The organism is Microbacterium sp. Root280D1, from assembly GCF_001428975.1.
Lineage (GTDB): Bacteria > Actinomycetota > Actinomycetes > Actinomycetales > Microbacteriaceae > Microbacterium.
In genome coordinates, this window is sequence record NZ_LMJK01000001.1 from 438,011 (window position 1) to 461,334 (window position 23,324).

At 63.9% G+C, this 23,324-nt stretch carries 21 protein-coding genes; 11 read left to right on the forward strand and 10 right to left on the reverse strand.

The window, feature by feature from the left end; all coding sequences use genetic code 11:
• The first annotated feature begins 64 nt into the window (after positions 1-64).
• From ASE34_RS02245 to ASE34_RS02255, 3 genes are read left to right on the forward strand one after another with little or no spacing between them, the layout of a single operon-like run.
• Positions 65-1,561, forward strand: a complete 1,497-nt coding sequence (locus ASE34_RS02245; protein WP_056276038.1) for an MFS transporter — start codon at positions 65-67, stop codon at positions 1,559-1,561.
• Positions 1,558-2,802, forward strand: coding sequence for a M20 family metallopeptidase (locus ASE34_RS02250; RefSeq protein ID WP_056276041.1), 1,245 nt, complete (start codon positions 1,558-1,560; stop codon positions 2,800-2,802). The genes ASE34_RS02245 and ASE34_RS02250 overlap by 4 nt, the downstream gene beginning before the upstream one ends.
• Positions 2,799-4,190: an L-serine ammonia-lyase gene (locus ASE34_RS02255; RefSeq protein ID WP_056276044.1), complete on the forward strand. Its 1,392-nt coding sequence runs from the start codon at positions 2,799-2,801 to the stop codon at positions 4,188-4,190. The genes ASE34_RS02250 and ASE34_RS02255 overlap by 4 nt, the downstream gene beginning before the upstream one ends.
• A gap of 4 nt (positions 4,191-4,194) precedes the next feature.
• On the opposite strand, the gene ASE34_RS02260 is transcribed toward ASE34_RS02255, so the two are convergent.
• Entirely contained in the window at positions 4,195-4,593 is a 399-nt protein-coding gene (locus ASE34_RS02260) for a hypothetical protein (RefSeq protein WP_056276047.1), read from the reverse strand.
• Between the two features lie 93 nt (positions 4,594-4,686).
• Between ASE34_RS02260 and ASE34_RS02265 the strand changes: the two genes are divergently transcribed.
• Positions 4,687-5,007: a hypothetical protein gene (locus tag ASE34_RS02265; RefSeq protein WP_056276055.1), complete on the forward strand. Its 321-nt coding sequence runs from the start codon at positions 4,687-4,689 to the stop codon at positions 5,005-5,007.
• 142 nt (positions 5,008-5,149) lie between these two features.
• Complete coding sequence (locus ASE34_RS02270) at positions 5,150-5,713, forward strand: dihydrofolate reductase family protein (RefSeq protein WP_056276059.1); 564 nt, start codon at positions 5,150-5,152, stop codon at positions 5,711-5,713.
• 37 nt (positions 5,714-5,750) lie between these two features.
• On the opposite strand, the gene ASE34_RS02275 is transcribed toward ASE34_RS02270, so the two are convergent.
• A complete protein-coding gene (locus ASE34_RS02275; RefSeq protein ID WP_056276064.1) occupies positions 5,751-6,503 on the reverse strand; it encodes a hypothetical protein in 753 nt (250 codons plus the stop codon).
• Complete coding sequence (locus tag ASE34_RS02280; protein ID WP_157538058.1) at positions 6,496-6,882, reverse strand: mCpol domain-containing protein; 387 nt, start codon at positions 6,880-6,882, stop codon at positions 6,496-6,498. The genes ASE34_RS02275 and ASE34_RS02280 overlap by 8 nt, the downstream gene beginning before the upstream one ends.
• A gap of 128 nt (positions 6,883-7,010) precedes the next feature.
• On the opposite strand from ASE34_RS02280, the gene ASE34_RS02285 reads away from it, so the two are divergent.
• Together ASE34_RS02285 and ASE34_RS02290 are read left to right on the forward strand one after the other, a co-directional pair.
• Positions 7,011-7,580 carry a TetR/AcrR family transcriptional regulator gene (locus tag ASE34_RS02285; RefSeq protein ID WP_235567423.1) on the forward strand — a complete coding sequence of 190 codons (570 nt, stop codon included), beginning with the start codon at positions 7,011-7,013 and terminating at the stop codon, positions 7,578-7,580.
• 82 nt (positions 7,581-7,662) lie between these two features.
• Positions 7,663-8,043 carry a DUF1428 family protein gene (locus ASE34_RS02290; protein WP_268778153.1) on the forward strand — a complete coding sequence of 127 codons (381 nt, stop codon included), beginning with the start codon at positions 7,663-7,665 and terminating at the stop codon, positions 8,041-8,043.
• A 13-nt stretch (positions 8,044-8,056) separates the two neighbouring features.
• Here ASE34_RS02290 and ASE34_RS02295 read toward each other — a convergent pair whose 3' ends face one another.
• The gene (locus ASE34_RS02295) at positions 8,057-8,437 is read right to left on the reverse strand and encodes a hypothetical protein (protein ID WP_056276089.1); all 381 of its coding nucleotides are present in this window, start codon (positions 8,435-8,437) and stop codon (positions 8,057-8,059) included.
• Positions 8,438-8,469: 32 nt separating this feature from the next.
• Positions 8,470-8,724 carry a hypothetical protein gene (locus tag ASE34_RS02300; protein ID WP_321163933.1) on the reverse strand — a complete coding sequence of 85 codons (255 nt, stop codon included), beginning with the start codon at positions 8,722-8,724 and terminating at the stop codon, positions 8,470-8,472.
• 130 nt (positions 8,725-8,854) lie between these two features.
• Here ASE34_RS02300 and ASE34_RS02305 point away from each other — a divergent pair, with 130 nt between their 5' ends.
• Positions 8,855-9,130, forward strand: a complete 276-nt coding sequence (locus ASE34_RS02305) for a hypothetical protein (protein WP_056276118.1) — start codon at positions 8,855-8,857, stop codon at positions 9,128-9,130.
• A 5-nt stretch (positions 9,131-9,135) separates the two neighbouring features.
• Here the strand turns inward: ASE34_RS02305 and ASE34_RS02310 are convergent, their stop codons facing one another.
• Entirely contained in the window at positions 9,136-10,137 is a 1,002-nt protein-coding gene (locus tag ASE34_RS02310) for an SDR family NAD(P)-dependent oxidoreductase (protein ID WP_056276121.1), read from the reverse strand.
• A gap of 428 nt (positions 10,138-10,565) precedes the next feature.
• Between ASE34_RS02310 and ASE34_RS02315 the strand changes: the two genes are divergently transcribed.
• The 3 genes from ASE34_RS02315 to ASE34_RS02325 are packed head-to-tail and all read left to right on the forward strand — an operon-like array spanning position 10,566 to position 16,494.
• On the forward strand, positions 10,566-13,340 hold the full coding sequence (locus ASE34_RS02315) for a DNA methyltransferase (protein ID WP_230101238.1): 2,775 nt from the start codon (positions 10,566-10,568) through the stop codon (positions 13,338-13,340).
• Positions 13,337-15,307 carry a DEAD/DEAH box helicase gene (locus tag ASE34_RS02320; protein ID WP_056276127.1) on the forward strand — a complete coding sequence of 657 codons (1,971 nt, stop codon included), beginning with the start codon at positions 13,337-13,339 and terminating at the stop codon, positions 15,305-15,307. The genes ASE34_RS02315 and ASE34_RS02320 overlap by 4 nt, the downstream gene beginning before the upstream one ends.
• Entirely contained in the window at positions 15,304-16,494 is a 1,191-nt protein-coding gene (locus tag ASE34_RS02325; protein WP_157538060.1) for a GIY-YIG nuclease family protein, read from the forward strand. The genes ASE34_RS02320 and ASE34_RS02325 overlap by 4 nt, the downstream gene beginning before the upstream one ends.
• Positions 16,495-16,680: 186 nt before the next feature.
• On the opposite strand, the gene ASE34_RS02330 is transcribed toward ASE34_RS02325, so the two are convergent.
• The 4 genes from ASE34_RS02330 to ASE34_RS02345 all read right to left on the reverse strand — a co-directional run bounded on the left by ASE34_RS02330 (position 16,681) and on the right by ASE34_RS02345 (position 23,289).
• A complete protein-coding gene (locus ASE34_RS02330) occupies positions 16,681-17,877 on the reverse strand; it encodes an McrC family protein (RefSeq protein ID WP_056276129.1) in 1,197 nt (398 codons plus the stop codon).
• Positions 17,874-20,018 (reverse strand): McrB family protein, encoded by a 2,145-nt coding sequence (locus tag ASE34_RS02335; protein ID WP_157538062.1) that lies wholly within the window; start codon positions 20,016-20,018, stop codon positions 17,874-17,876. Before ASE34_RS02335 ends, ASE34_RS02330 begins: the two co-directional genes overlap by 4 nt.
• Before the next feature lie 59 nt (positions 20,019-20,077).
• The gene (locus ASE34_RS02340) at positions 20,078-21,208 is read right to left on the reverse strand and encodes a GTPase family protein (protein ID WP_056276135.1); all 1,131 of its coding nucleotides are present in this window, start codon (positions 21,206-21,208) and stop codon (positions 20,078-20,080) included.
• An 86-nt stretch (positions 21,209-21,294) separates the two neighbouring features.
• Positions 21,295-23,289 (reverse strand): SIR2 family protein, encoded by a 1,995-nt coding sequence (locus tag ASE34_RS02345; protein ID WP_082586472.1) that lies wholly within the window; start codon positions 23,287-23,289, stop codon positions 21,295-21,297.
• Positions 23,290-23,324: the final 35 nt, after the last annotated feature.

Below are 23,324 nucleotides of genomic sequence, written 5' to 3' on the forward strand. Positions count from 1 at the left end.
CGTTCCTAGAGTCGCTGCAACCCGATCCGCTCTTGCTCCACCCGATCCCTCTCAAGGAGTCCTCATGGCTGTCCCCGCACCGCCTGGCAAGACCATCTCCGGCCGCTCCGCTGTGCGCGGCGCCGTCGGCTTCCTCGTCATCATGGAGCTCGGCTCCGGCATGCTCCAGGGCTGGTACCCGGTTCTCCTCGCCGCGATCGGCGAGGAGTTCGGCGTGGGCGCCGCCCAGCTCAACTGGGTCAGCGCCGCCTACATGCTCGCGACCGTCGTCTGCGTGCCGATCCTCGCCAAACTCGGCGACCGGTACGGGCATAAGAAGCTGCTGCTGATCTCGACCGCGCTCGTGGCGCTCGGTTCGATCGTCGTCGCGATCGCTCCGAGCTATGAGCTCTTCCTCGTGGGTCGGGCGCTGCAGGCGCCGCTCGCCGCCTTCCTTCCGTTGGAGTTCGCGATCGTGCGCGATCGTGACGAGAAGTCCGCCGGACGGTCGATCGGCAAGCTCGTCGGTGCGCTGACGTTCGGGGCGGCCCTCGGAGCCCTCGGCTCGGGTCTTCTGTTCGGTGCGCTCGGAGACCTGCGCGCAGTGCTCTGGATGCCGGCCATCTTCCTTCTCATCTGCGTGCCGGTCGTGGCGTTCCTGGTGCCCGAGACCACTGTCCGCGCCGCGGGCAAGACCGACTGGCTCGGCGCATCGCTGCTCGGCATCGGACTCCTGGCCGCGTTGGCCGGCATCTCGAACGCGTCGACGTGGGGCTGGGCGAACCCGATCACCTGGGTCGCGATCCTCGGCGGTATCGCTCTGCTCGTCGTCTGGGTGATGGTCGAGAAGCGCGTCGCGCACCCGCTCATCGACATCGCGCTGCTCACCAAGGGCGGCATCGGGCTGCCGATCATCATCGCGTTCCTCTTCGGCGCGCAGCTCTTCGGTGGGCAGACGGCCTCCAGCGTCTACGTGCTCAGTGACCCGGATGCCGTCGGCTTCGGCCTCGGGTTCACCGCGGCCATGGTCGGCGTCATCTCGCTGGCCGCCGCGCTCTCGGCCTTCCTCGCCTCGATCGTCGGAGACCGAGTCGCCGGCCGCATCGGAGCGAAGGGCGCGATCGTCCTCGGTGGTGTTCTGGTCGCCGGAAGCTACCTCGCCTTCATCAGCGCGCCGACCGTCGTCGCCGTGTTCGTCGGGTCGATGGTGATGGGCGGCCTCGGCAACGGACTGCTCATCTCGGTGCTGCCGACCATCGTTGTGCGTCGCGCCCCGGCCGACTCGGTCGGCATCGCCTCGGCCCTCTACAACACGTCTCGCACCGCGGCCGGAGCCGTCGCCGGTGCCGTGTTCGCTCTGGTCATGGGCAGCTTCCTCATGACCGTCGTCGGCACGGGGGACAGCACCGTGACCACCACCTCGTTCGGCGGATACGTCGCGGTGTGGAGCATCTGTGCGGCCATCGGCGTCGCGATCGCGGTGCTCGCCCTGTTCCTCCGCGTTCCTGCCCCGGTCGCCGAGACCCCTCTTCCTGTCCCCGCCGCCACGGCCGACCCCGTTCTCGAAGGAGAAACCGCATGACCCTCGCCGACCCGTCCACCCGCACCCTGCTCGACCTGGCGGAGGCGAAGCAGCGCAGCGCGGATGCCGTGCGCACCTGGGAGCAGCGGCTCGTCGAGATCAGCCACGAGATCCACGACGATCCCGAGATCGCTTTCGAAGAGGTGCGGGCGGCGAATCTCGTCGCCGCGGCCCTGCGCGATGCCGGCTTCACCGCCACGGTCGGCGCGTTCGGTGTCGACACGGCCATTGACGCCAGCTTCGGCGACGGGGAGTTTGTGGTCGCGATCTGCGCCGAGTACGACGCTCTGCCGGTCATCGGCCACGCGTGCGGGCACAACGTCATCGCGGCGGCCGGACTCGGTGCGGCGATCGCGCTCGCGGCCATCGCCGACGATGCCGGGCTCACGGTCAAGCTGCTCGGCACCCCCGCCGAAGAGCACGGTGGCGGCAAGGTGCTCATGCTCGAGGGCGGAGCGTGGGAAGACGCCACGGTCTCACTCATGGTGCACGGGGCCCCGGGCATCGACGTGCGCTGCGAGAGCTTCGCGACCCAGGCCGTCGACCGCTTTCAGATCACGTATACCGGTCGACCCGCGCACGCCGCGGCGGCACCGGACAAGGGCGTCAATGCGCTGGATGCCGCGACGATCGCGCTCACCTCGATCGGGCTGCTTCGTCAGCAGCTGCCCGGCACCGTCCGCACGGCGGCCGTGATCACGCAGGGCGGCGAGGTGACGAACATCATCCCCGCGCGCACCGTGCTGCAGGCCGAGGTGCGCTCGTTCGATCTCGACGAGCTGCGTGATGCCAAGCGACGAGTGATGGCCTGCTTCGAAGCGGGAGCGCTCGCCGCGGGGTGCTCGTGGGAGCAGGTGCGCACCGAGCCGCGCTACGACCCGCTGGTGCAGGAGCCGCTGCTCGCCGACGCGTGGAACGATGCGCTGACCGAGCTCGGCCGCGAGCCCATCGCCTTCTCTGGAATGGCCGGCGGATCGACCGACATGGGCAACGTCTCGCAGGTCGTGCCGTCGATCCACCCCGGCATCGCGATCATCGGATCGTCGTCGGCTCCGCACACCGAGGGATTCGCGGCGGATGCCGCGACACCCGCCGCCGACCGCGCGGTCGTCGACGCGGCCATCGGCCTCGCGTGGGCCGCGGCCACGGCAGCGCTCACGCCGGAGTCCCGCTCCGATCTGCTCGCTCGGCAGGCTGCGCGACCGGCCGGAGCGACGACCCACCCGCAGGGCGAGGAGTGACGACTCTCGCCTCCGCGACCGACGCCCGCAGCGGCGTCTACGTCTCGGCGTTCGACCTGTTCTCGATCGGCATCGGCCCCTCGTCGTCGCACACGGTGGGGCCGATGCGGGCAGGGCGGGATTTCGCCCGGCGTGTGCTGGCGCAGCATCCGCAGGGTCCGAGTCGCGTCGAGGTGGTGCTGTACGGGTCGCTCGCCGCGACCGGTCTCGGGCATGGAACGCCGGATGCCGTGGTCGCAGGCTTAGCCGGTCTCGACCCCGAGACCTGTGATCCGGCATCCGTCTGCGGCGCGTGGTCGGGGCATCCGGCGGGGTCGCCGCTGCTGTTTGGTGGCATCGTGCCCGTGGCGTTCGACAGCTCCGATGTCGTGCTCGATCCGTTCACCCGCCAGCCGGGGCACCCGAACACCCTGGTGATCCGGGCGTTCGGGCCGGGTGGGGCGTCGATGGCGGAGGAGACGTATCTCTCGGTGGGCGGCGGATTCATCCAGCGCGTCGGCGAGGTCGTCGAGAGCTCGGTCGTGCCCGAGGGGATGCCGTCGTTCCGGACGGCTGCGGAGTTGCTCGCACTGTGCGTGGATGGGCGGTCTATCGCCGACGTCGCGCGGGCGGGTGAGCTCGCCGCGCACGGTGCCGATGCCGTCGACGCGGGTCTCGATGCGATCTGGACCGCCATGCGCGACTGCGTCGAGGCGGGGCTGGATGCCGAGGGAGTGCTGCCGGGTGGTCTCGGTGTGCCGCGGCGGGCGCGGTCGATGCGCGGCAGCATCCTCCGGGCAGAGGCTGCGGGGCGGCCGGTCACGTCCGACTGGCTACAGGCGTTCGCGCTCGCCGTCAATGAGGAGAACGCAGGGGGTGGACGCGTGGTCACGGCGCCCACGAACGGTGCCGCCGGCATCCTGCCCGCCGTGCTCATGTACTACTCGCGGTTCGTGCCCGGCGCGGATGCTGCGGCTGTGCGGACCTTCTTGCTCACCGCCGCCGCGATCGGATCGCTGATCAAAGCGAACGCGTCGATCTCGGGAGCGGAGGGCCGATGCCAGGCCGAGGTCGGTTCCGCGTGCGCGATGGCGGCTGCCGGGTTGTGCGCTGTTCTCGGCGGAACACCGCAGCAGGTCGAGAACGCGGCAGAGATCGCGATGGAGCATCACCTCGGGCTCACCTGCGATCCGATCGCCGGGCTCGTGCAGATCCCCTGCATCGAGCGCAACGCCGTCGCCGCGTCGACCGCGGTCACGGCTGCCCGCCTCGCCCTGCACGGCGATGGCAGCCACGTCGTGTCGCTGGATGCCGTGATCGAGACGATGCGCCAGACGGGCGCCGACATGAGCGACAAGTACAAGGAGACGAGTCGGGGTGGGTTGGCGGTGAACGTGGTGGAGTGCTGAGGGGTTACTCGTTCGCTGCAGACAGGGTTGCGCGGTAGTCCGAAACTGCCCGCACCATCGGATCGATGATCTCGCGCAACTCGTCAGTCAGCTGTTCGTCGTCCGCCGATAGGCGTGCGATCAAAGCGGTCTTCGCGGGTTCGCGGGCGATTCCGTCGGCCACCTCGAAGGCGAGAACATCGAAGTCGCGCTCGCCGGATCGAGGCACCTCGGCCCGAACTCGTCCGAGCCGAGGATCATCGCTCGTCAGGTGCAGGTATGCCCGCAACTCCGGATCGAATCCCGTTCCGCCGATGTGTACGATCTCCCCACTGGCGGAGTCGAGCCAGACGTACAGCCACGAGCCGCTGGGGAGAACGCGACCTCTCCGAACGGAGATGATGCGGGGCCGGCTGGAACTCATGCGCCCAACCATATTCGCTGCCCGCGGCGCCCTTCGGTGTTCTGCGGGAGCCCCTCCAGATCTCAGCAGCTAGTCGCCCAATAGGATCCGTCCATGAGGCTTCTGGTTTGGACGACGATCGTCGCGCTTGTCGTCGGCGCTGGTTTTGTAGTCGACGGCTACTTGTCGTGGCCGAGCGGCTCCTTGCTCGAGATCGATTCGAAGCAGTTGCGCACCGCCGGCCTCAGCCTGTCTATTGGCTCGACGCTCATCGGCATCGGTGTTCTCGCGGGTCTGCTCGCTATGCACGCACGTGCTGTCGGGCTCCAGACACGCACGGCCCTCGGGGCCCAAGCAGATGCAGACGCTGCGCGCCGTGCTGAAGAGGTTCGTGCCCAGCAGGCGCACGAGCTCCGAACGGGAAACCGGAGCTGAACCGTCACTGGTGACTAGCTGACTGCGGCCGCGTTTCGAGTGCGCCCTCCGCAGTTGGATAGTGGGCTTCCAGCGGTCGACCCCCGAAAGTAATCTGAGTCTCATCCCACGCCCACCGCCCGCATCGAAGGAGATCGGCGAGATGAGACCACTGCGTTATTCGATCAACGTCACGCTCGACGGCTGCGTGCATCATGAGGCGGGCGTCGCTCCCGACGAGGAGCTGATGCGCTTCTGGACCGCCGAGATAGAACGAGCGGATGCCGTCATCTACGGTCGAACGACCTACGAGATGATGGAGGGCGCGTGGCGTCGCCCGGCATCCGGTCAGTGGCCCGACTGGATGAGCGAGTGGGAGGTCCCGTTCGCCGCGGCCATCGACCGCGTGCCGAAGTACGTCGTGTCGCGCACGCTGGACGCCGTCGACTGGAACGCCGAGCTCATCCGGGGCGACCTGTCCGAGACGGTCCGCCAGCTGAAGCAGCAGCCGGGCGAGGGGCTGTCGGTCGGCGGCGTGACGCTGCCGCTCGCGCTCGCCGAGCTGGGGCTGATCGACGAGTACACGTTCGTGGTGCATCCGATCATCGCCGGACACGGGCCGAGGCTGCTCGACGGGTTGTGCGAGGGTTTGACCCTTGAGCTGATCGACCGGCGAGAGTTCGGGGCCGGGGCGGTCGCGAATCGTTACAAGTTGGCCAGGGTCTAAACGCCAAGAGGCGGCGCGCAACCAACAAACTCTTCTGTCAGTCTGGGTAACGAATGAAGATTCCAGCGGCCGACAGCACGGTGGCCAGTGTCGCTAGCACGGCAAAGATCGATGCTGTAGCGTTCGGCGGCAGAAACAGAGTTGCGAGGCCCATGGCCACCGTCAAGATCACGGCAAGAGTCCAGAACTTCGCTCTATTTATTGTCGCCAGCTTGACTCGCCAGGTTGCTTTCCGTATCAACACGGAATCAGACAGGTCTCGGTATTCGAACTCGGCAGGCTTCAGGTATGGATAGAGATCCCCTTGCCCGTGAGTCATCTTTCGCTTTATTTCAAACGTGTGCATCGGTGAGCCACCTTTTGCAACTAACCAGGCCACGGCACCCGCGAGCACCGCATTCTTGCATGCAGTGACGTCGAAAGACGCATTGGCGGCTCGTTGCTGCGTTAGGAAGTCACGGAGCTCGCTTTCTTCGAGAGTCTTGTACTGAAAATCAAGTGCGCCCCACGTCACTTCATCGAAGAACTGTTTCATAGGGCGAGGCTTGGTTAGCGGTGCTGGTTCGTCGAAGTTGGCGCTGGAGCGATAGTCACCCTTGATCAAGCTGTCTACGAAGGCATGAAGCTTGTGTTCAATGTCGAGCCGTGTTTGCGCAGGGGTCTTCAATCCCGGCATGCCAACTACGGCAATAACGAACTGATTCACGCCCAAGCGTGCGTTGTGACTGATTACGTTGAAGTAGACGTCGGGCGTAGGTGACGATGCCAGGATGACCAGTCTCTTACTCACCGCGCAGCTCCTGCGTGCGATTCTTTCCTCGCAACTTGGCAAGGTGTAGATTGAGAGTCGCCTGCCTCGGGTTATCTCCGACCCCGCAAGAAACGGTCAATCCAGATTCGGTGTGAAATTGCGTGCGGAGAGCGTCAATTTGAGTGAGGTCGCATTCGTTCGGGAGATGGGCCAAGACCTCGTCGCCTGCAGCGAAGACGATAGTGCCCCCGAGCAGAGACTCCAGTTTTCGCGACAGGCTTTCGATACCGAGGCTGACTTTCGCGCTGATGTTAGCGGCGCCCTCAAGATCGAACTCGAGCAATCGAAGCTCGATCGCGGCACCAACGTCATCGCCGTCGAAGTACAAGTAAGTCCCCGGAGGGGTAGAGCGCGGCATTGTTTGAGCGTACCGAAGCTGGGGCGACACTGCACCGACTTCGTCGCCTTCGGTGCTCGCTCGCCGCTCGCATCATTCGCTAGGACAGTGCCTTCAACGCGTATGGCTCTGCCCAGTAGCCTGTTCAGGTGCCCCGTCCCCGAAGTGAAGCCGCGCGCCAGTCTGTGCTGGAGGCGATGCGCGCTGCCGTCGTGGCCGGCACCTACGAAGCGGTGACCATCGAGGGACTCGCAGAGTCAGCGGGAGTCTCCAAGCAGACGATCTACCGGTGGTGGCCGTCGAAAGCGGCGATCCTCGGCGAGGCACTGCTCGAGGGCGACCTACCCGGAGCCGACCCCGCTGTCGCGATGACCGATGACATCCGAGCCGACTTGCACGCCTGGTTCTCCGCGATGTCGGCCGGACTCGCACGGCCCGAGGGTGTCGCACTCGCCCGGGCGCTGATCGCGGTGACCGCCACCGACCACGAACTCGGGCTTGCGCTCAACGAGCGTCTCGCGGCCCCGATCCGCTCGTGGGTCGCCGAACGGATCGCGCGCGGACAGTCGGCAGGCGAGATCCGGGCCGACGTGGATGCTGACGCCATCGCCGATCAGCTCATCGCCATGGCGTCATACGCGGCGCTCATCGGACAGCCGTTGAGCGCAGAGCGCGTCGAGGAGACGGTGACGCGGCTGCTGCGAGGCATCGCTCGGTAGGACGTCTGTCGGGTGAGGCCGGTGCTGGATAGCCTGGCGACGGACACTCACCGCTGAGGACTGGAGCAGAGCATGGTCATCGCTGACATCACCGTCGTTCCGCAAGGCCGTATACCTGGAATTCTCGAAGCGCATGGCGGAGGTCTACCGCGATCACGGTGCGATCAGTGTCGTGGACTACTGGCAGTCGAGCGAGTCTGCCGATCCGGCTGACTTCCACGCAGACGGGGCGTCGTACGAGCCCGGCGAGCTGAAGAGCATCGCCGACCTCGCAGGAGCGAACGCCGAGGAGTCCGTCGTGGTCACGGTGACGACCTGGCCGTCGCGCGAGGTTCGCGACCGCGGAACCGCTGCCGTCACGAGCGATCCTCGCGTTCTCGAGACGGTCGATGAAGAACCCGTCTTCGACGGAGGCCGCGTGATCGGAGACAGCTTCGAGATCGCGATGAGCGTTCCGGAGTAGTGACGGGCTCCGGTTACGGGGTGCAATAGGCGAGCATCGCGTCGGTCGCTGTGCGCATCTCCGTCGTCGCCGCGTCAAGGCCAGTCATGTCACCCGCGATGGCCTTCTCGCCTTCGGCGGCGAATGCGTCGATGCTCGTCGTCCACGAGTCCCGGAGGGTGACGAACTCTTCGGGTCCATCGACACCGCGGATGTTCTCGGCGACGCTCTTGACCTCATCGAGTGCTGCCTGCGCGGCCTCGGGAGTCGGCGAGCTGACGCTGGAGATCACGCCGGTGACCTGCGCGGCCTGAGCTGCGACCTGGCCGCAGGCCGCGATGGTCGACGCCTGGGAGCATCCGGACAGCAGGAGGATGCCGACGGCGAGCGTCGCGAGCGCGGAGAGCTTCTTCATGCGAGCCACTGTAGGCGGCGGAGATGTGAGGTCTACTCTGAGCCCCAGGCGGGGCCGGCGAAGGTCACGGGCTTGCCCGCGGCCTCTGCGTAGGCGATCTCCCGGAGCGTCGATTCGCCGAACTGCTCGCCTCGGTTCACGACGACCACTCGATCGGCGAGGTCAATCCTGCGCAGGTGCAGCTCGCCGAGCGCGGCCTTCTGCTCGTCGGTGATCGGGGTGTCGAACTCGCCGGGCATGAGGACGATGACGCCGTCGAGCGTCAAGGACTGGCTCACGGCTCTCATATCTTCGGCGAACCGCATGGAGCCGCAGATGCAGAAAACTTCGGGACGCTCGGGCACGGTGTCAGTATTTCATCCGCTCTGGAGCCGGCGGTCTGAGCCCTCGACAGGTGCTGCGGTCTAGGCTCGGCTCATGAGCGAGCCCAGCGCCGAGACCTCCCTGATTCAGCAGCGCATGGCATTGCAGCGCCGCAAGAACTTCGCGCTCTACACGCTTGTGTTCTCCGCGATCCTCCTCGCAGGATGGGCCGTAGCGATTGCGCTCGATCCGAGCGCGCTATACCGGTGGATCAGTCTTGTCGTCTTCGGTGCCGGCGTGGGCGTCGGGATCTTCGAGCTGCGCAAGGCGCGTCGAGCGATCGGCGAGTTCGAAGGCCGGCACGGCAGCCGTGCCGGCCTCCAAGACTGAGGCGCTTACTGCACCGACCATCCACCATCGGATGCCAGAACCGCACCGTTGATGTTCACGGCGTCGTCTGACAGCAGGAACGTGATCGACGCGGCGAGGTGCTCGGCGGTCGCGACGGTCGGGATCGACTGCTGGAACGGGGCCAGGCGGCCGGAGCCGTACTCCGACATGTTCGGGGGCATCGGGATGCCGGTGGCGACGCCGCCCGGTGCGACGGAGTTCACGCGGATGCCCTTCGGCCCGTACATGAACGCCGCGGACTTCGTGACGCCGATGATGCCGTGCTTGCTGGCCGTGTACGCGTTGCCCGAGGAGTTGCCGCGCAGACCCGCTTCGCTCGAGACGTTGAGGATCGAGCCGCGGCCGGCCTTCTCCATGATCGGCAGCACCGCGCGCATGAGCTTGAACGGGGCGGTGAGGTTGATGGCGATGACGCGGTCCCAGACGGCATCCGTCGTCTCGCCTGCGGGGGAGAAGTCGTCGTTGATGCCGGCGACGTTCGCAAGAGCATCGATGCGGTCGCCCGCGGCGGCGATGACGGCGTCGATCGCGTCCTGCTTGGTGAGGTCGCCGGCGACGGTGGTGATGTCGGCATCCGGCAGCTCGGCCTTCAGGGCGTCGAGCTTGTCGGCGGCGATGTCAGAGGCGATGACGCGCCCGCCTTCACGGGCGATGCGGGATGCGGTGGCCCTGCCGATTCCGGATGCTGCGCCCGTGACGATCACGGTCTTGCCCGCGAAACGTCCGGCGGTGGGCTTCTCGGTCCAGCCCTCGGACTCGTCGGCCTCGGGGATCTCGCCGCCGTTGGCTGCGCGCACGAGGTCGTCGACGACGGACTGGGGCAGCTGGCCCTGGCTCATCGCGACGAGCTGCTGCAGCGGCAGTCCGAGCACGGGAGTGAGGAGCTCGGGGTCGGCGCCCGTCTGCTCGAAGAGTGCGCGGATGAGCGGCCCGCCGGTCGGGTCGTTCAGCCAGTCGCCGATGGTGGAGTGTGCGGTGAGGGCCATGGTCGAGCTCCTTGAGGCTTGGGTTTCGCAACGGTGCGTCTACTTATGATCGATTGTACGCCTGAGGACGCTCGAGTGGTGCCTCGTCCTCGCCAATGAAAAAATGCGTCAGTCCGTTCTGGACGCGACGCGCGCGGGTGGCTCAACAGGTGAGCTGGGGGAGCGGTTCGGTCGGGCCAGGCGCGAGTTTTGCCCGACGACTCAGTCATGTTTCCTGGTGATCGACAGCAGTTCTTTCGTCCGCGTCGCTGGGCTACCGCAACAAGGCTGGGCGGCAAGACGGCACGGTATCCGAGTACGGCTCCGGGTTTCACGCGCAGGACCAGTGTCATCGCTCCGGGCAGACTGCATCTTGGCTAGGCAATGCGGCGCGTCCTTCGCCGAGGGCACGCGTCGACCCACCGATAGGATCAGGGACGACTGGGCAGTTGTCGATCCGCTCGGTGTTGAAGGACGCGCAGCCGGCTACGGAGCGCCTGTGCAGAAATGGCGAGACAGCGATGGCGAAGCTCAACCTGAAGGCCGTGGAGGAGCGCATCGCTCCGCTGGCAGGCCAGGAGTCATACGACCGCGAGTTCATCTTCGACCTGCTGCTCGCATACGGCAAGCCGCGCGGAAACGTCACTCGCCTGCGCAACGGCACTTCGCTCAACGTGGCAGCTGATCAGACGCGCGAGGTAGCGCAGAAGAACGTGGTCTACTTCCGGGAGACCGACGGTGATCCGCTGGCTGAGCTCCATGAACTGAGCACCTCCCCTGTGGTGGTCAAGTACAACCCCCGATTCGTGATCGTGACCGACTACGACGAGGTCGTAGCGACGGACACGAAGGTCGGCGAGACCATCGGGTTCCCGATCCGCGAGATCGACAAGCACTTCACCTTCTTCCTGCCGTGGGCCGGGATGGAGAAGGCCCAGTACGTCGCCGAGAAGATCGCCGATGTCAAGGCCGCCGAGCGCATGGGCAAGCTTTTCGACGAGCTCATGGCGGCGAACCCGGACATTCTGGAACAGCCGAACGGCCGGCACTCACTGAACGTGTTCTTCACCCGGTTGCTGTTCTGCTTCTTTGCCGAGGACACCGACATCTTCGACGAGGGCCAGTTCACCAACGCCGTGGGCTCCCACACCCAAGCCGACGGCTCCGACACGGCTGGCTTCCTTCGAGATGTGTTCCTGGCTCTCGACACCGAGCGGGCCGAGGACAAGCCGCATCACCTTGCATCCTTCCCGTACGTTAATGGCCGGCTGTTCACGGTGGCTGACGAAGAGTTCGTGCCGACATTCACGAAGTCAGCACGGCAGCTGCTCATCGAACTGGGAACGCTCGTGTGGCGCGAGATCAACCCCGACATCTTCGGATCGATGTTCCAGGCGATCGTCACACCGGGCGCACGCAAGGACCTCGGCCAGCACTACACGTCCGTGCCGAACATCCTCAAGACGATCGAGCCGCTGTTCATGGACGATCTGCGCCAGCAGTTCGAAGAGGGCTACGACAGCGCCAAGAAGCTGAGCGCCCTGCTGGAACGGATCAGCGCGATCAAGGTGTTCGATCCTGCCTGTGGCTCGGGGAACTTCCTGATCATCGCCTACAAGGAACTGCGCCGACTCGAGCACGGTATCCTCGAGCGCCTAACAGAGCTCGACGAGAAGAACCGGGTGCTGTTCGCGGAGTCGCGCATCAACATCGAGAACTTCTTCGGCATCGAGATCGATGACTTCGCGGTCGAGGTCGCGATCCTGTCGCTCTGGATCGCCAAACACCAGATGAACGCGGAGTTCAAGGAAAAGTTCCGGCTCACGATCCCGCTGATCCCGCTGAAGGAGACCGGGCAGGTGAAAGCAGGCAACGCGACCCGCGTTGACTGGAACGCGGTGTGCCCGAACGATGGCGAAACCGAGATCTACCTAATCGGGAACCCTCCATACAAAGGTGCCAAGACCCAAACCAAGGGAATGAAGGCCGACTTTCCCTTCGTTTTCTCGGGACGACCGTTCTCAAAGAACCTCGATTACATCGCCCTCTGGTTCACCAAAGGGGCGGACTACATCGCGGGAACTCAGGCGGAACTCGCTTTCGTCACCACTAACTCCGTGGCCCAGGGCGAACACGTCGGGTTGATGTTCCCTCGCCTCTTCGATCTGGGGCTCGAGATTCGCTACGCCTACACATCCTTCAAGTGGGAGAACAACGCAAGGCGAAACGCCGGCGTAACGGTCGCCGTGATCAGCCTCCGCAACGTACGGCCTGGTCCGAAGTACATTTTTGCTGATCACCTAAGGCTTGAGGTGGCTAATATCAACGGCTACCTGGCCGACGGGGCGAACATCTTTGTCCATCGCCGAACTCAGAAACCGCTCAGTCCGAGTCTTCCCCCGATGGTCTTTGGATCGATGCCGCGCGCAAAGGGATTGGTCATCTCGCCCGAGGATCGCGAGAGCATGATCGCGAGTGATGCTCGGGCCGAGCGATTTATCAAGTCGTACGTCGGAACATCTGAGCTTGTGGACGGTAAGGATCGGTACTGTCTTTGGATTGACGACGCCGATGTCGCCGATGCCAGGATGGTTCCCGAAATCGCTCGACGGCTCTCCCATGTAGCGGACGAGCGCCGCGAAAGTGACGCGGAGAGCACTGCTGCCTTCGCCGAGCGTCCGCACCGCTTCGTGCAGATCAGCTATCGACCCACCGAATCAATCATCGTGCCAAGCGTGTCATCTGAGCGTCGGGAGTACATCCCGTTCGGGTATCTCGGACAAGACACCGTAATTTCAAACCTCGCGTTCGCTGTGTACGACGCATCGCCGTGGACGCTCGCGTTGCTCACGTCGCGTATGCACATGTGCTGGACTCGTGCTGTCGGTGGACAGCACGAGACACGGTTGAGGTACTCCAACACGATCGTCTACAACAACTTCCCGGTGCCCCCACTCTCTGATGCAGTGAAGGAGAAGCTCACCATCGCAGCGCTGCGCGTGCTCGACGTGCGGGAGTACCACTGCGAGCGGACGCTGGCGGAGCTTTACGACCCGGACGAGATGCCGGACGACCTACGAGCGGCTCACGCTGAAGTCGATGCACTGGTCGACTCGATCTATTCGAGGCGCGGCTACGAGACGGACGAGCAACGATTGTCGGACCTCTTCGGTATGTATGAGGAGATGACGGCCGCCGAGGCCGCGAAGGGGAAGAAGAAGTGAACAAGAACGTGAACGTCGTCGATGTCTCCTACGCCCAGACAGGTGCCTCGGTGCACACTGACGCGATGGGCATGCGCGAGATGCAGCAGCGGGTCTTCGAGAAGCGGGACGCGCAGCATCTGCTGGTGAAGGCTCCGCCGGCTTCCGGCAAGTCGCGTGCGCTGATGTTCGTGGCGCTGGACAAGCTCTACAACCAAGGCCGCAAGAAGGTCATCGTCGCGGTGCCGGAGCGCTCTATCGGCGCATCCTTCGCGTCCACTCCCCTGTCCCAGAACGGGTTCTTCGCTGACTGGGAGATCAAGGACGAGCACAACCTGTGCACGCCTGGTTCCTCGGTTGGCAAGGTCGATGCCTTCGTGGCCTTCCTCAACGGCCCCGATGCGACGCTGGTGTGCACGCACGCCACGCTGCGGTTCGCCTTCGAAAGGCTCTCCCCTGAGGCATTCAATGGCACGGTGCTGGCGATCGACGAGTTCCACCATGTCTCTGCCGACACCGAGGCCAACCGCCTGGGTGCGCTGCTGCGCGATGTGATGGCCGGCTCGGATGTGCACATCGTGGCGATGACGGGCTCGTACTTCCGCGGCGACTCGGTGCCGGTGCTTTCCTCGGAAGACGAGGCGAAGTTCACACCAGTCACGTTCAACTACTACGACCAGCTCAATGGCTACGAGCACCTGAAGTCGCTCGGCATCGGCCACCACTTCTACCAGGGCCGGTACACCGATGCGATCAGCGAGGTGCTGGACCTCGACAAGAAGACGCTTCTCCACATACCGAACGTGAACTCCGGCGAGTCGACCAAGGACAAGATCGAGGAGGTCGGCTTCATCATCGACGCGATCGGCGAGGTCGTGGAGACGGAGGCCGATACGGGCATCATCCTGATCCGCCGGCCGGATACCGGCGCGATCCTGCGCGTGGCCGACCTCGTCGACGATACCGATCAGAAGCAGCGCGCCGATACGCTGCACTACCTCTCCACCGTCGGGTCGAAGCAGCGTGACGCTGTGGACATCATCCTCGCGCTTGGCATGGCCAAGGAAGGCTTCGACTGGCCGTTTGCCGAGCACGCGCTCACAGTGGGCTACAGGGCATCCCTCACCGAGGTCATCCAGATCATCGGCCGCGTCACCCGCGACAGCCCGGGCAAGGCGCACGCACAGTTCACCAACCTCATCGCCGAGCCTGATGCTTCGCAGAGCGAGGTGAAGGGCTCGGTGAACAACATGCTCAAGGCAATCACTGCTTCGCTGCTGATGGAACAAGTCCTGGCGCAAAACTTCACGTTCAAGACGAAGCGCGAGGGCAATGCACCTGAGCCGGGAACGCTGCACATTAAGGGGTTTAAGGAGCCTTCGACGGCGAGGGTCAAGCAGATCGTGGAGACAGATCTCAACGACCTGAAGGCCACGATCCTGCAGGACGACACCTTTGCGCGCGCGGCTGCCGGCAGCGTCGATCCTGAGACCACCAACCAGATCCTGATCCCCAAGATCATCCGTGAGCGCTACCCGGATCTGAGCGAGACCGAGGTCGAGGAACTGCGCCAGCAGGTCATCGTCGACTCGGTGATCAAGAACGGCGAGGTCCGCACGGTCGGCGACCAGCGGTTCATCAAGATGAGCGAGAAGTTCGTCAACATCGACGACATCAACATCAACCTCATCGACTCGGTGAACCCGTTCCAGAGGGCCTTCGAGGTCATGTCGAAGTCGGTCACCACGAACGTGCTGCGGATCATCTCGGACTCCATTGCCGCCACGCGTATCGAGTTCACCGAGGAAGAAGCGCTTGCGCTCGTGCCCCGCATCAAGAACTGGATCAAGGTCAACGGGCGGAAGCCGGACTCCCGAGCTGATGACCCGACCGAGAAGCGCTATGCCGACGCCCTGCTGTGGCTCCAGCGGGCCAAGCAGAAGCTCGAGGCCGAGAAGCGAGCAACCGAAATGGTGTCCGGGGAATGATGGAGAACGACGACGCCCTCGAGCCGGCACCCGCGTCGCTGCAGGACCTCATTGACAACGACCTCGACGGGCTGCTGGATGCACCGGAGAAGAAGCAGAAGGCCACGCCTGCTGATCGGCTCCAGCGCGCCTTCCTGGAGATCGTGGAGTTCCGCCGGACGCACGAGCGCCTGCCAAGCGCGACGACCCGCGACATTGCCGAGCGCAAGCTCGGTGCCAGGCTCGACGGCATCCTTGCTGACGAGTCCAAGATTGAGGCGCTCAAGCCGCTCGATGAGTTCGGCATGCTCGAGATCTCCGAAGCACCAGCATCGCTCGAAGACCTCCTCGAGGACGACGATCTCGATGACCTTCTGGGCGATGACACAGGTGTCCTGGACGTGTCAGACCTGCCTATAGCCAAGCGCCCCGAGTCACCGGACTCCGTGGCCCAGAGGGTCAAGGCCAAGGACTTCGAAGCATTCGAGCCACTGTTCAAGGCGAAGCATGCCGAGCTAGCGGATGGCACATTCCAGCTGATGCCCTTCACCGGCATGGACCTCATCCGCGAGGGCATATTCTTCGTGCTCGGCGGCGTGATGTGCTTCGTCGCCGAGGTTGGCGACGACGTGGATCTGGTCGTTGGCGGCAAGCCGAAGCAGAAGCAGCGCCTGCGCGTTGTCTTCGAGAACGGCACAGAATCGGCGATGTACAAGCAGAGCCTCATGACGCGCCTGTACGAGGCCCAGGGCCAGGTTCTGGCCCGCACGGGGCACGATGCCGGGGAGATTCTTGACGCCGACGTGGAGAGCGGCCACATCTACGTGTTGAGCTCCCTGAGCGAAGACCCCGTGATCGCAGGAATGAAGAACCTGCACAAGATCGGGTTCTCGACGACCAGCGTGGAACAGCGCATCAAGAACGCCTCGAAGTCGCCGACGTATCTGATGGCCCCTGTGGAAGTTCTGGCCGACTACCGGCTGTACAACGTCCGCGCTTCCTGGCTCGAGCACCTGCTCCACAGGGTGTTCGCCGAGGTCAGGCTCGACCTGACGCAGGTGGACCGCAAGGGGCGCGACTATGACCCCTCCGAGTGGTTCGTCGTGTCCCTGGAGACGATCAACAGGGCCGTTGCCATGATCATGTCCGGCGAGATCACCGACTACGTGTATGACAAGGCGCAACAGAAGCTGGTCGAGAGCGGCTGACGCGTCGGCGTCCGCTCGCGACAGACTTACATGAAGACCATTGTGTGACCGATCACGTCGCAGCCGCCCATGCCGCCGCAGATCCGGGAAGCAGGTTTGGTGATATTTGCGTCCGCAGATCGTGCACGAGTGAGTGTCGGCGATCTCGCCGACCGGCTTCGGGTAGCGAGGTCGATACGAGCTTGGCTACAGCGTCAGCGCGAATGCAAGCTCCCGTACGTGCCTGATAAGGGACTCCGGCTTCCCACTCACATCCACCGCATGCGCCACCACCACAGTCCCCGTGGGCGCGATCTCGTACCGCCGCGGCTCCACATCGCCTGACACGTACAGCAGATGCACCTCAGGCACATGCGCTGTGATCGCGTACGCCAGTCCTTGGTACACGTCGGCGTTAGGGGGAGAGCCATCACTCTCACCCCACACCTTGTACTTCGTGTCCGCCACAGCCACGACACGACCTCCACGTGAGATAACGATGTCCGGCCGCATTCGCACTTTTCCGCCGGTGTCCAACCGCCAGTCCGACACCTGCAGATCGACCTCGAACCCTTCGGGCTTCAGCGTCGCCCGAAGCACCGACCCGACGAAGTCCTCGTACACCTTTGCGACGTTGAGCAAGAACGCCGAGCCGGAACTCGCGCCCTCTGCGTGCGCCCACGATGTCGCCTCGAGGATCCATTGCGCGAGGCGCAGCGCCGGCTGGTAGTGCGCGTTCAACCGGGTCGCCGTTGGCAAGGTCACCCGACCGCCGGCCCGCAGATCCGAGATCTCGGGGAACATCCCGAGCAGGGAGCCGAGTTCGTCGACGATGTGACGGGGCATCTGTTCGAGCCGCACCAGCGCGCGAAGCGCCGCCTTTACGATCCGGTTTTCCGCGACGTCCTCGGTGTAGTCGTCGTAGGTCAGCTCGACCGGAACGGGAATGCCAGGCCGCCCCTTGAGCTGGCGCGCCACATCCCATCGGCCCCGAATCACCGTGCCCGTCTCCTCGACGGACACATAGCCCTTTAGGAGCCCCCGTCCCGTCGCTGCCTCGACCGCTCGGATCAGCCCTGACGCCAGAGCCGACGGTAGATCTCGATCGGCCTCGAAGGCAAACGTCGCGTGGCCAACGTCAGCCTGCACGCCCGAGTACGACGCCATGAAAATCAGGCTCCGCAACGGAGTCTTCGGCCGAATGATCAGTCGAACTCCGTCGAGACCGACGGCTCCCACGCGCGTGACGTCGGTGATGCGCCAGATTCCCGAGTCCCCTGTCGGAGACACGCGACAGAACTTCAGCTCTTGCAGCCGCACTGCCTGTGACGTGGTCAGCGAGACGAAGGATTCGCCTTTCTCAGCGAGTTCCTCGACACGGGTGCCGAGCGACGTCGAGCTCATGTCTCCGACGCTGCTGCCTCGGCGCTAGATGCTCCGAGACCGGCGAGCAGTGTCTTCAGCCCGTACTTCACGTGCACGTCGACACCGGTTCCGATGTGGCGCTCCTCGAGCAACGGCAGGATGCTCTCCTCCCACACCGCGTGCAGGTCGTCCTGTTGGAGGTCCTCCGTCCGAAGCAGATGACTCGGGCCCACGCGATCTTCGCGATCGCGGATGCTTGAGTTGAGGCGCTCGAACAGCTCAGCTACGGGGAGGGTCTGCGGGTGGTGTGCTGCCCAGCGAACGAGGATGTCCTTCACCGGAGCGACATCGGGGTGCAGCTCGAAGAACGAGAAGCGGCGGCGCATGGCCGAGTCGAGAAGCGCGATCGAGCGGTCCGCGGTGTTCATCGTGCCGATAATGAGCACGTTCGTCGGGAGGGTGAACGACTTGCCCCCGTCATCACCCGAGCCTGCATACAGCACGTCGATGGCGTCATCGCGGTATTCGAGCAGGTAGTACAGCTCACCGAAGACCTTACTGATGTTCGCGCGATTGATCTCGTCGATCATCAGCACATGTGGCACGTCGGGGTTCTTGCGGGCTTCGTCGGCGATTTCGCGAAGCGGACCCCTAGTGAGCGAGAACGACAGCTGGCCCGCGGCATCCGTCACAGGCCGATATCCGGCGAAGAAGTCCTCGTAGGTATATGACGGATGGAACTGGATGCGCTTCACGACGCTGCCCGGTTTACCGAGGCGGTCGGCGAGGGCCCGGGCGACATACGTCTTGCCGGTTCCGGGCGGGCCATAAAGGATTACCTGTCCGCGGCGGTGGAGAGCGTTCGTCACCTTGCCGAGCCATGCTTCGTGCAGGTGTGTGGCGTCGGCAAGTTCCGCGAGGCTTATCTCTGAGGGCAAGAACCCGCGCGGATGGGGGATGTCCGGGGAGGGGTCCGGCTGTGGAAAGGGCCCGGGCTCTGGTTCAGGCTCCAGGTCGTCGCTCTTCTTCCACCTACCTTCAAGACCACCGTAAAGGTTGATCGGTTTGCCCTCCTTCACTTGTAGAGCAATCACGATCTTCTGGAGGTCAGCATCCGGGTCATCGGAGAAGTCGCCACCAATCTCCCCGATGAACGCGTCGCGGATCCGCGCACGATGATCGAGCGAGATCACCGGCCCGAAGAACCCGGGATGCACAAGGTAGAGCAGCGAGTATCGCTGGGTAGGGAATCCGTCGTCCTTGCCGAGGACGAGCTCGCGCCATCGTTGGGGGTCGTCGAGAGCAAGCTGCTGCTCCTCATCACTAAGTTTGCTCCAATCGAGGAGAACATCCAGCACGACGGTAATTGCACGGTTGACATGACCCTGCATCCCGCGACCGGGGTTAAAGGCGCCGCCGGTAAATGCGGCGTCGAAGACTCGTGGAATCTCCACAGGGTGGCGCATGGTCATGAGAACCGACTCCACCCGTTCTCGCTTCTTTGCGTGACCCATGACCTTGGCGATTGGGAGCAGCTGAAACGCCAGCACCTCGGCCATGAGGAGTTTCACATCGTCCGTCGCGGAAGCGAACTGGTGCTCGAGGTTCGCGTTGAAGCCTTTACCTTCGACCTTTTCCACTGCCGCCCACAACTCGTGTAGTTCGCGAATGTTCGCTGGGGTCCAGACCTCGCGAGACGGTGCGAAAGCTGAAAGCCCTTTGCGGAGTCCTTCCTCGACAACCACCTCGGCCGCGGCAAGCAATGTTCGCTGGCTCGAATCCTCGCTCACCCAACGCTCCGGGAGTGCGCGCTCGATCTCGTTGCGCTCGTTGTCGCGCTTGATCGCTTTGAGCCTTTGGGCTTCGGTGAAGAGCTCGTTGCCCGCATACTCATCGAGTGCCGCGAGTCCGCTCGCAGTGATAGCCCACTCCCCAGCGAGAGACGGGTTCTTTCGTAACCAGCCCGCCGGGACGAACTCGGAGCTGGCGAAGCGCCAGTTTGTTTCGCCTCTAGGCTTGTTCGCCGTGTTGATCTCCGACTCATACGGGGTGAGGGGAACCCGGGCCAGCGATTCCGCCCAGATGTCGCCGACGGGAACATACGAACCATCGGGTGCTCGCTCACCGAGGACCTCGAGCGCGATCCGCACTCGCTCGGCAGTCTTGAGTTCTTTCTCCATGGTGCTCCTCGGATCAACGTGTTGCGAGTCTAGGAGAGTGGAATCCGTCGGGAGGATGCTCAGGCCCGCCCACCGCCCACCTTCTTGAACCACACGGCGACCTGCGACTGGAATAGTTCACGGATCAGATCGTTGTCGAGCGCGCCATCCACTCCACGCAGGCGACCCTGCGTGAGCTCTCCGCACACGACAGCCCATGCGTAACCGATTGCAAGGGTGAATGAGCTGGCGACTGCTCCCGAGATCACACCGCCGACAAGCGTTCCCGCTCCCGGAATGAGCTTGAGCAGTCCCGCGACAGCGCTTCGCCCAGCAGCGGAGACGGCCACGGTCGCCGCGGTCGCCGCGATCGTGGCGGTCTCGACTCTGACGCCATAGATTGCCGCTACTCTCGCCATCATCCCGAGCTGTATTGGAATGAGCACTCCCGCGTCCGCTACAGGGATGGGGATGGCACCAACCGTCAGTGCAGCCGTGGCAGCCGCGCGGACAGCTGTTTGAGCCTGCTTGCGCTTTCTTGACAGATCGATCTTCTGGGCCGCAGCGAACGCAGCTTCAACACCGTCGGGAGCTGCGCGAAACGTCGCATCGACGAGCTCGTTGAGCCCATGCTGGACTTGCCCAGTGAAGTCATCTGCGGCCGACATCACGAGGATCGGGCGACCGCCCACGATTGGCAGCTCGAGTGCGGCGATGTGATCCGCGAGAGCCAGTGCATCGGAGTGATGCTCGCCAGCTCGCGACTGCACCTGCGTCAGCACGGCGACGACCGGCAAGCCAAGAGTGTGCAGCCGCCGGATGAACTCCGCCTCGGTGTCCTCGAACCGGCGGTCGGTCGATCGGACGCAGTACCAGGCGACATGGATCTGCTCAGGGAGCGGCCGCTGACGCATGCGCTTGAGGTAGTCGCTCAGCTCCTTGATCAGCTCATCGGTGTCCTTGCCGATCTCGAGCCCGCGGGTGTCGAGCAGGCCTAGGAAGCCGGAGCGGTGGATATAGAGATGCTCGTCCATGGTCACGGGGTCGCCGACTCCCGTGGGGGCGACTTCCTCGCCGAAGATCGCATTGATCAGGGTGGACTTCCCGACGCCGGTTTTGCCGAAGATCGCGAGGTTGAAACGGCCTATCTCTTTCGCCTGCTCCTTCCATTCACTGCGAAAGTCATCTTCAGAGAAGGTTTCACCCGTCATCGCACACTCTCTCTCTGAGGCCGGGGCCCCTGACTCGCGAGGAGCGCTCCCCTCGCGAGGATCAGCGTATCGGCAGTGGCGAATTCCTACTGATGATTGAATCGCGGGCGCATCTGGGAGAGTAGATCTTCTTTCATGCGTGAGGCATCGGCGCGCCGTTCCGTGACCTTCCATCCGACTTCGCACTGTTTCAACCATGCGACCACTTCATCAGCCTGTTTGTGAGTGATCGCGCTCGGGCGTTGGCGAGTTTTCTCGCGAGTGAGCCCAAGTATCTCGACCGCGACCCATGAACGAAGCGTGCTTCGACTGAAGTCCGGTCTCGATGAGATGTGGTCGTTGATCCGATCCCGTATGTGGCCGGAGATGCCAATATAGATGCACTCGCCTTCTCGGAACCATGCAATCAGACCGGGAGTATCCGGTAACTGCAGGCGTGAAATCTCGGCAGCAGAGACGGTGATGTCGAGGTCGGCAGGTGTAAGCGCGTTCTCGTTAGGGGGGCTTCCGAGCTCCCGCAACTGGGTCTCGATGATCGGCCATGCGCTGCTCTTCTTCGCGAGAGCCGGAACTGAGGCTGCGAACTTGGTTAGGGAATCGCGTAGCGCGCGATCCTCGGACTGCAGGATGTCGGTATAGCCGCTCGCGAGCAGGTACGAATGGGTCGACGCCGCATGAGCGAGTATGGCATCGAGGAAGATATCGTGGAGTCGCTCGCTCGGCAGCACGATGAACTCGAGCTCGTTCTCCCACAGCCGCCTTGTAGTCGGACTGTCATCGAGAGTCAGTACTGTTCCAAACGGCCCATCACGATCAGGCAGGGCCCGTCGAACATCATGGATGATCTCGTGGAAATGCGGATCCCGGACTCCGAAACCAGCGAACAGCAGGCGTCGCGTCATCAATGTCGCTTTGACGAGCGAACTCAGCGCAGCGCGATCGGCGTTGAAGTTCAAGTAGTCGTCGCGTGTAAGAACGATGGAAGACGGTTCGGTCACCGTGCCATGCAGTTTGAGTAGCCACCTCTCCGGCTCAGTCGCACCGCCTGGAATGACTCGTCTGGGGCGGTCGCCATCGTGCGCCGCGAGCTCGAAAAGACAGTCGTAGTTGAGCGTGACCGCTTGTTCTGCTTCAAGCGCGGCGAGGAGCGGAGGGGCAAGGCCATAACGAGAGACAGCTACCGCCTCAACAACGCTCTCGGCGAAGGCTTGGTCCGCGTCTGGAAAGTGCCGTTCAAACTCGCGGTGAAGATAAGCGGCCTGGTCGAGCACGTCGTGATGCTCAGCCAGAGTCTCGGCGGTGGAGATATCCACCTCGGCCTTCTCTGCAAGCTTCTGGATGAGCTGGTCCCATGTGGGAGCGCCTGCTGAGACGCTGACGCCCGATCCCATGAACGGGACTAGGCGACTATCGCGAGCTTCATGACCGAGCCTTGCCGCAGCGGTCAGCTGATCTCGCGAAAGTGCAGCCCAGGACTTATCACTCGAACGTCGAATCGACTGTGCGAGATCGTAATCACGGGCGTCTCTCAGCACAATCGCGACGTCGACTCCGTATGTTGAGGCCGCCGCGATGCTCTCCTCGTACAGCACTTTAAATACCTCTCCGCGGAACGCTCCAGCACCACCACCTCCGACGCCGAACAGCGGGACTGCGAGAAGAGGAATCGAGTCCTTTCGTTGGAGGCCTTTGTGCTGTCCTGCCGCCTGAGAAGCGACCTCGAAGAATTCTTGGATTCTGGGCGCAATGTCAGAGGCGCGCTTTACTCCGGAGTACGGTACAGCAGTGAGGATCAGCTGCGGCTCGAACCGAGACGTCGAGAGCAGTCGCACGGGTAGCGTGAATCGCCGCTCTTCCTGATAGGCGGCGCGCAGCTCGGGGTCGAGCCGACGCTCTACGTCGACACCGGCAGCTGTCCACCCGCCTCCGGGACGAAGGTCCTTGTCCGCCGCCCACATGTACACGTCGCACGCGAAGTTCCGCATGTCTCCCCTGATCACGAAGACGTGCCCGGGCGGTTCAGGAATCGCTGTCATGCCTTGATCATCGCAGGTGGGTGACTCATCCGCGCCGCCGGACATCCCGGTCTTTCTAGCCAAGTGCTCTCGGTTCAAGA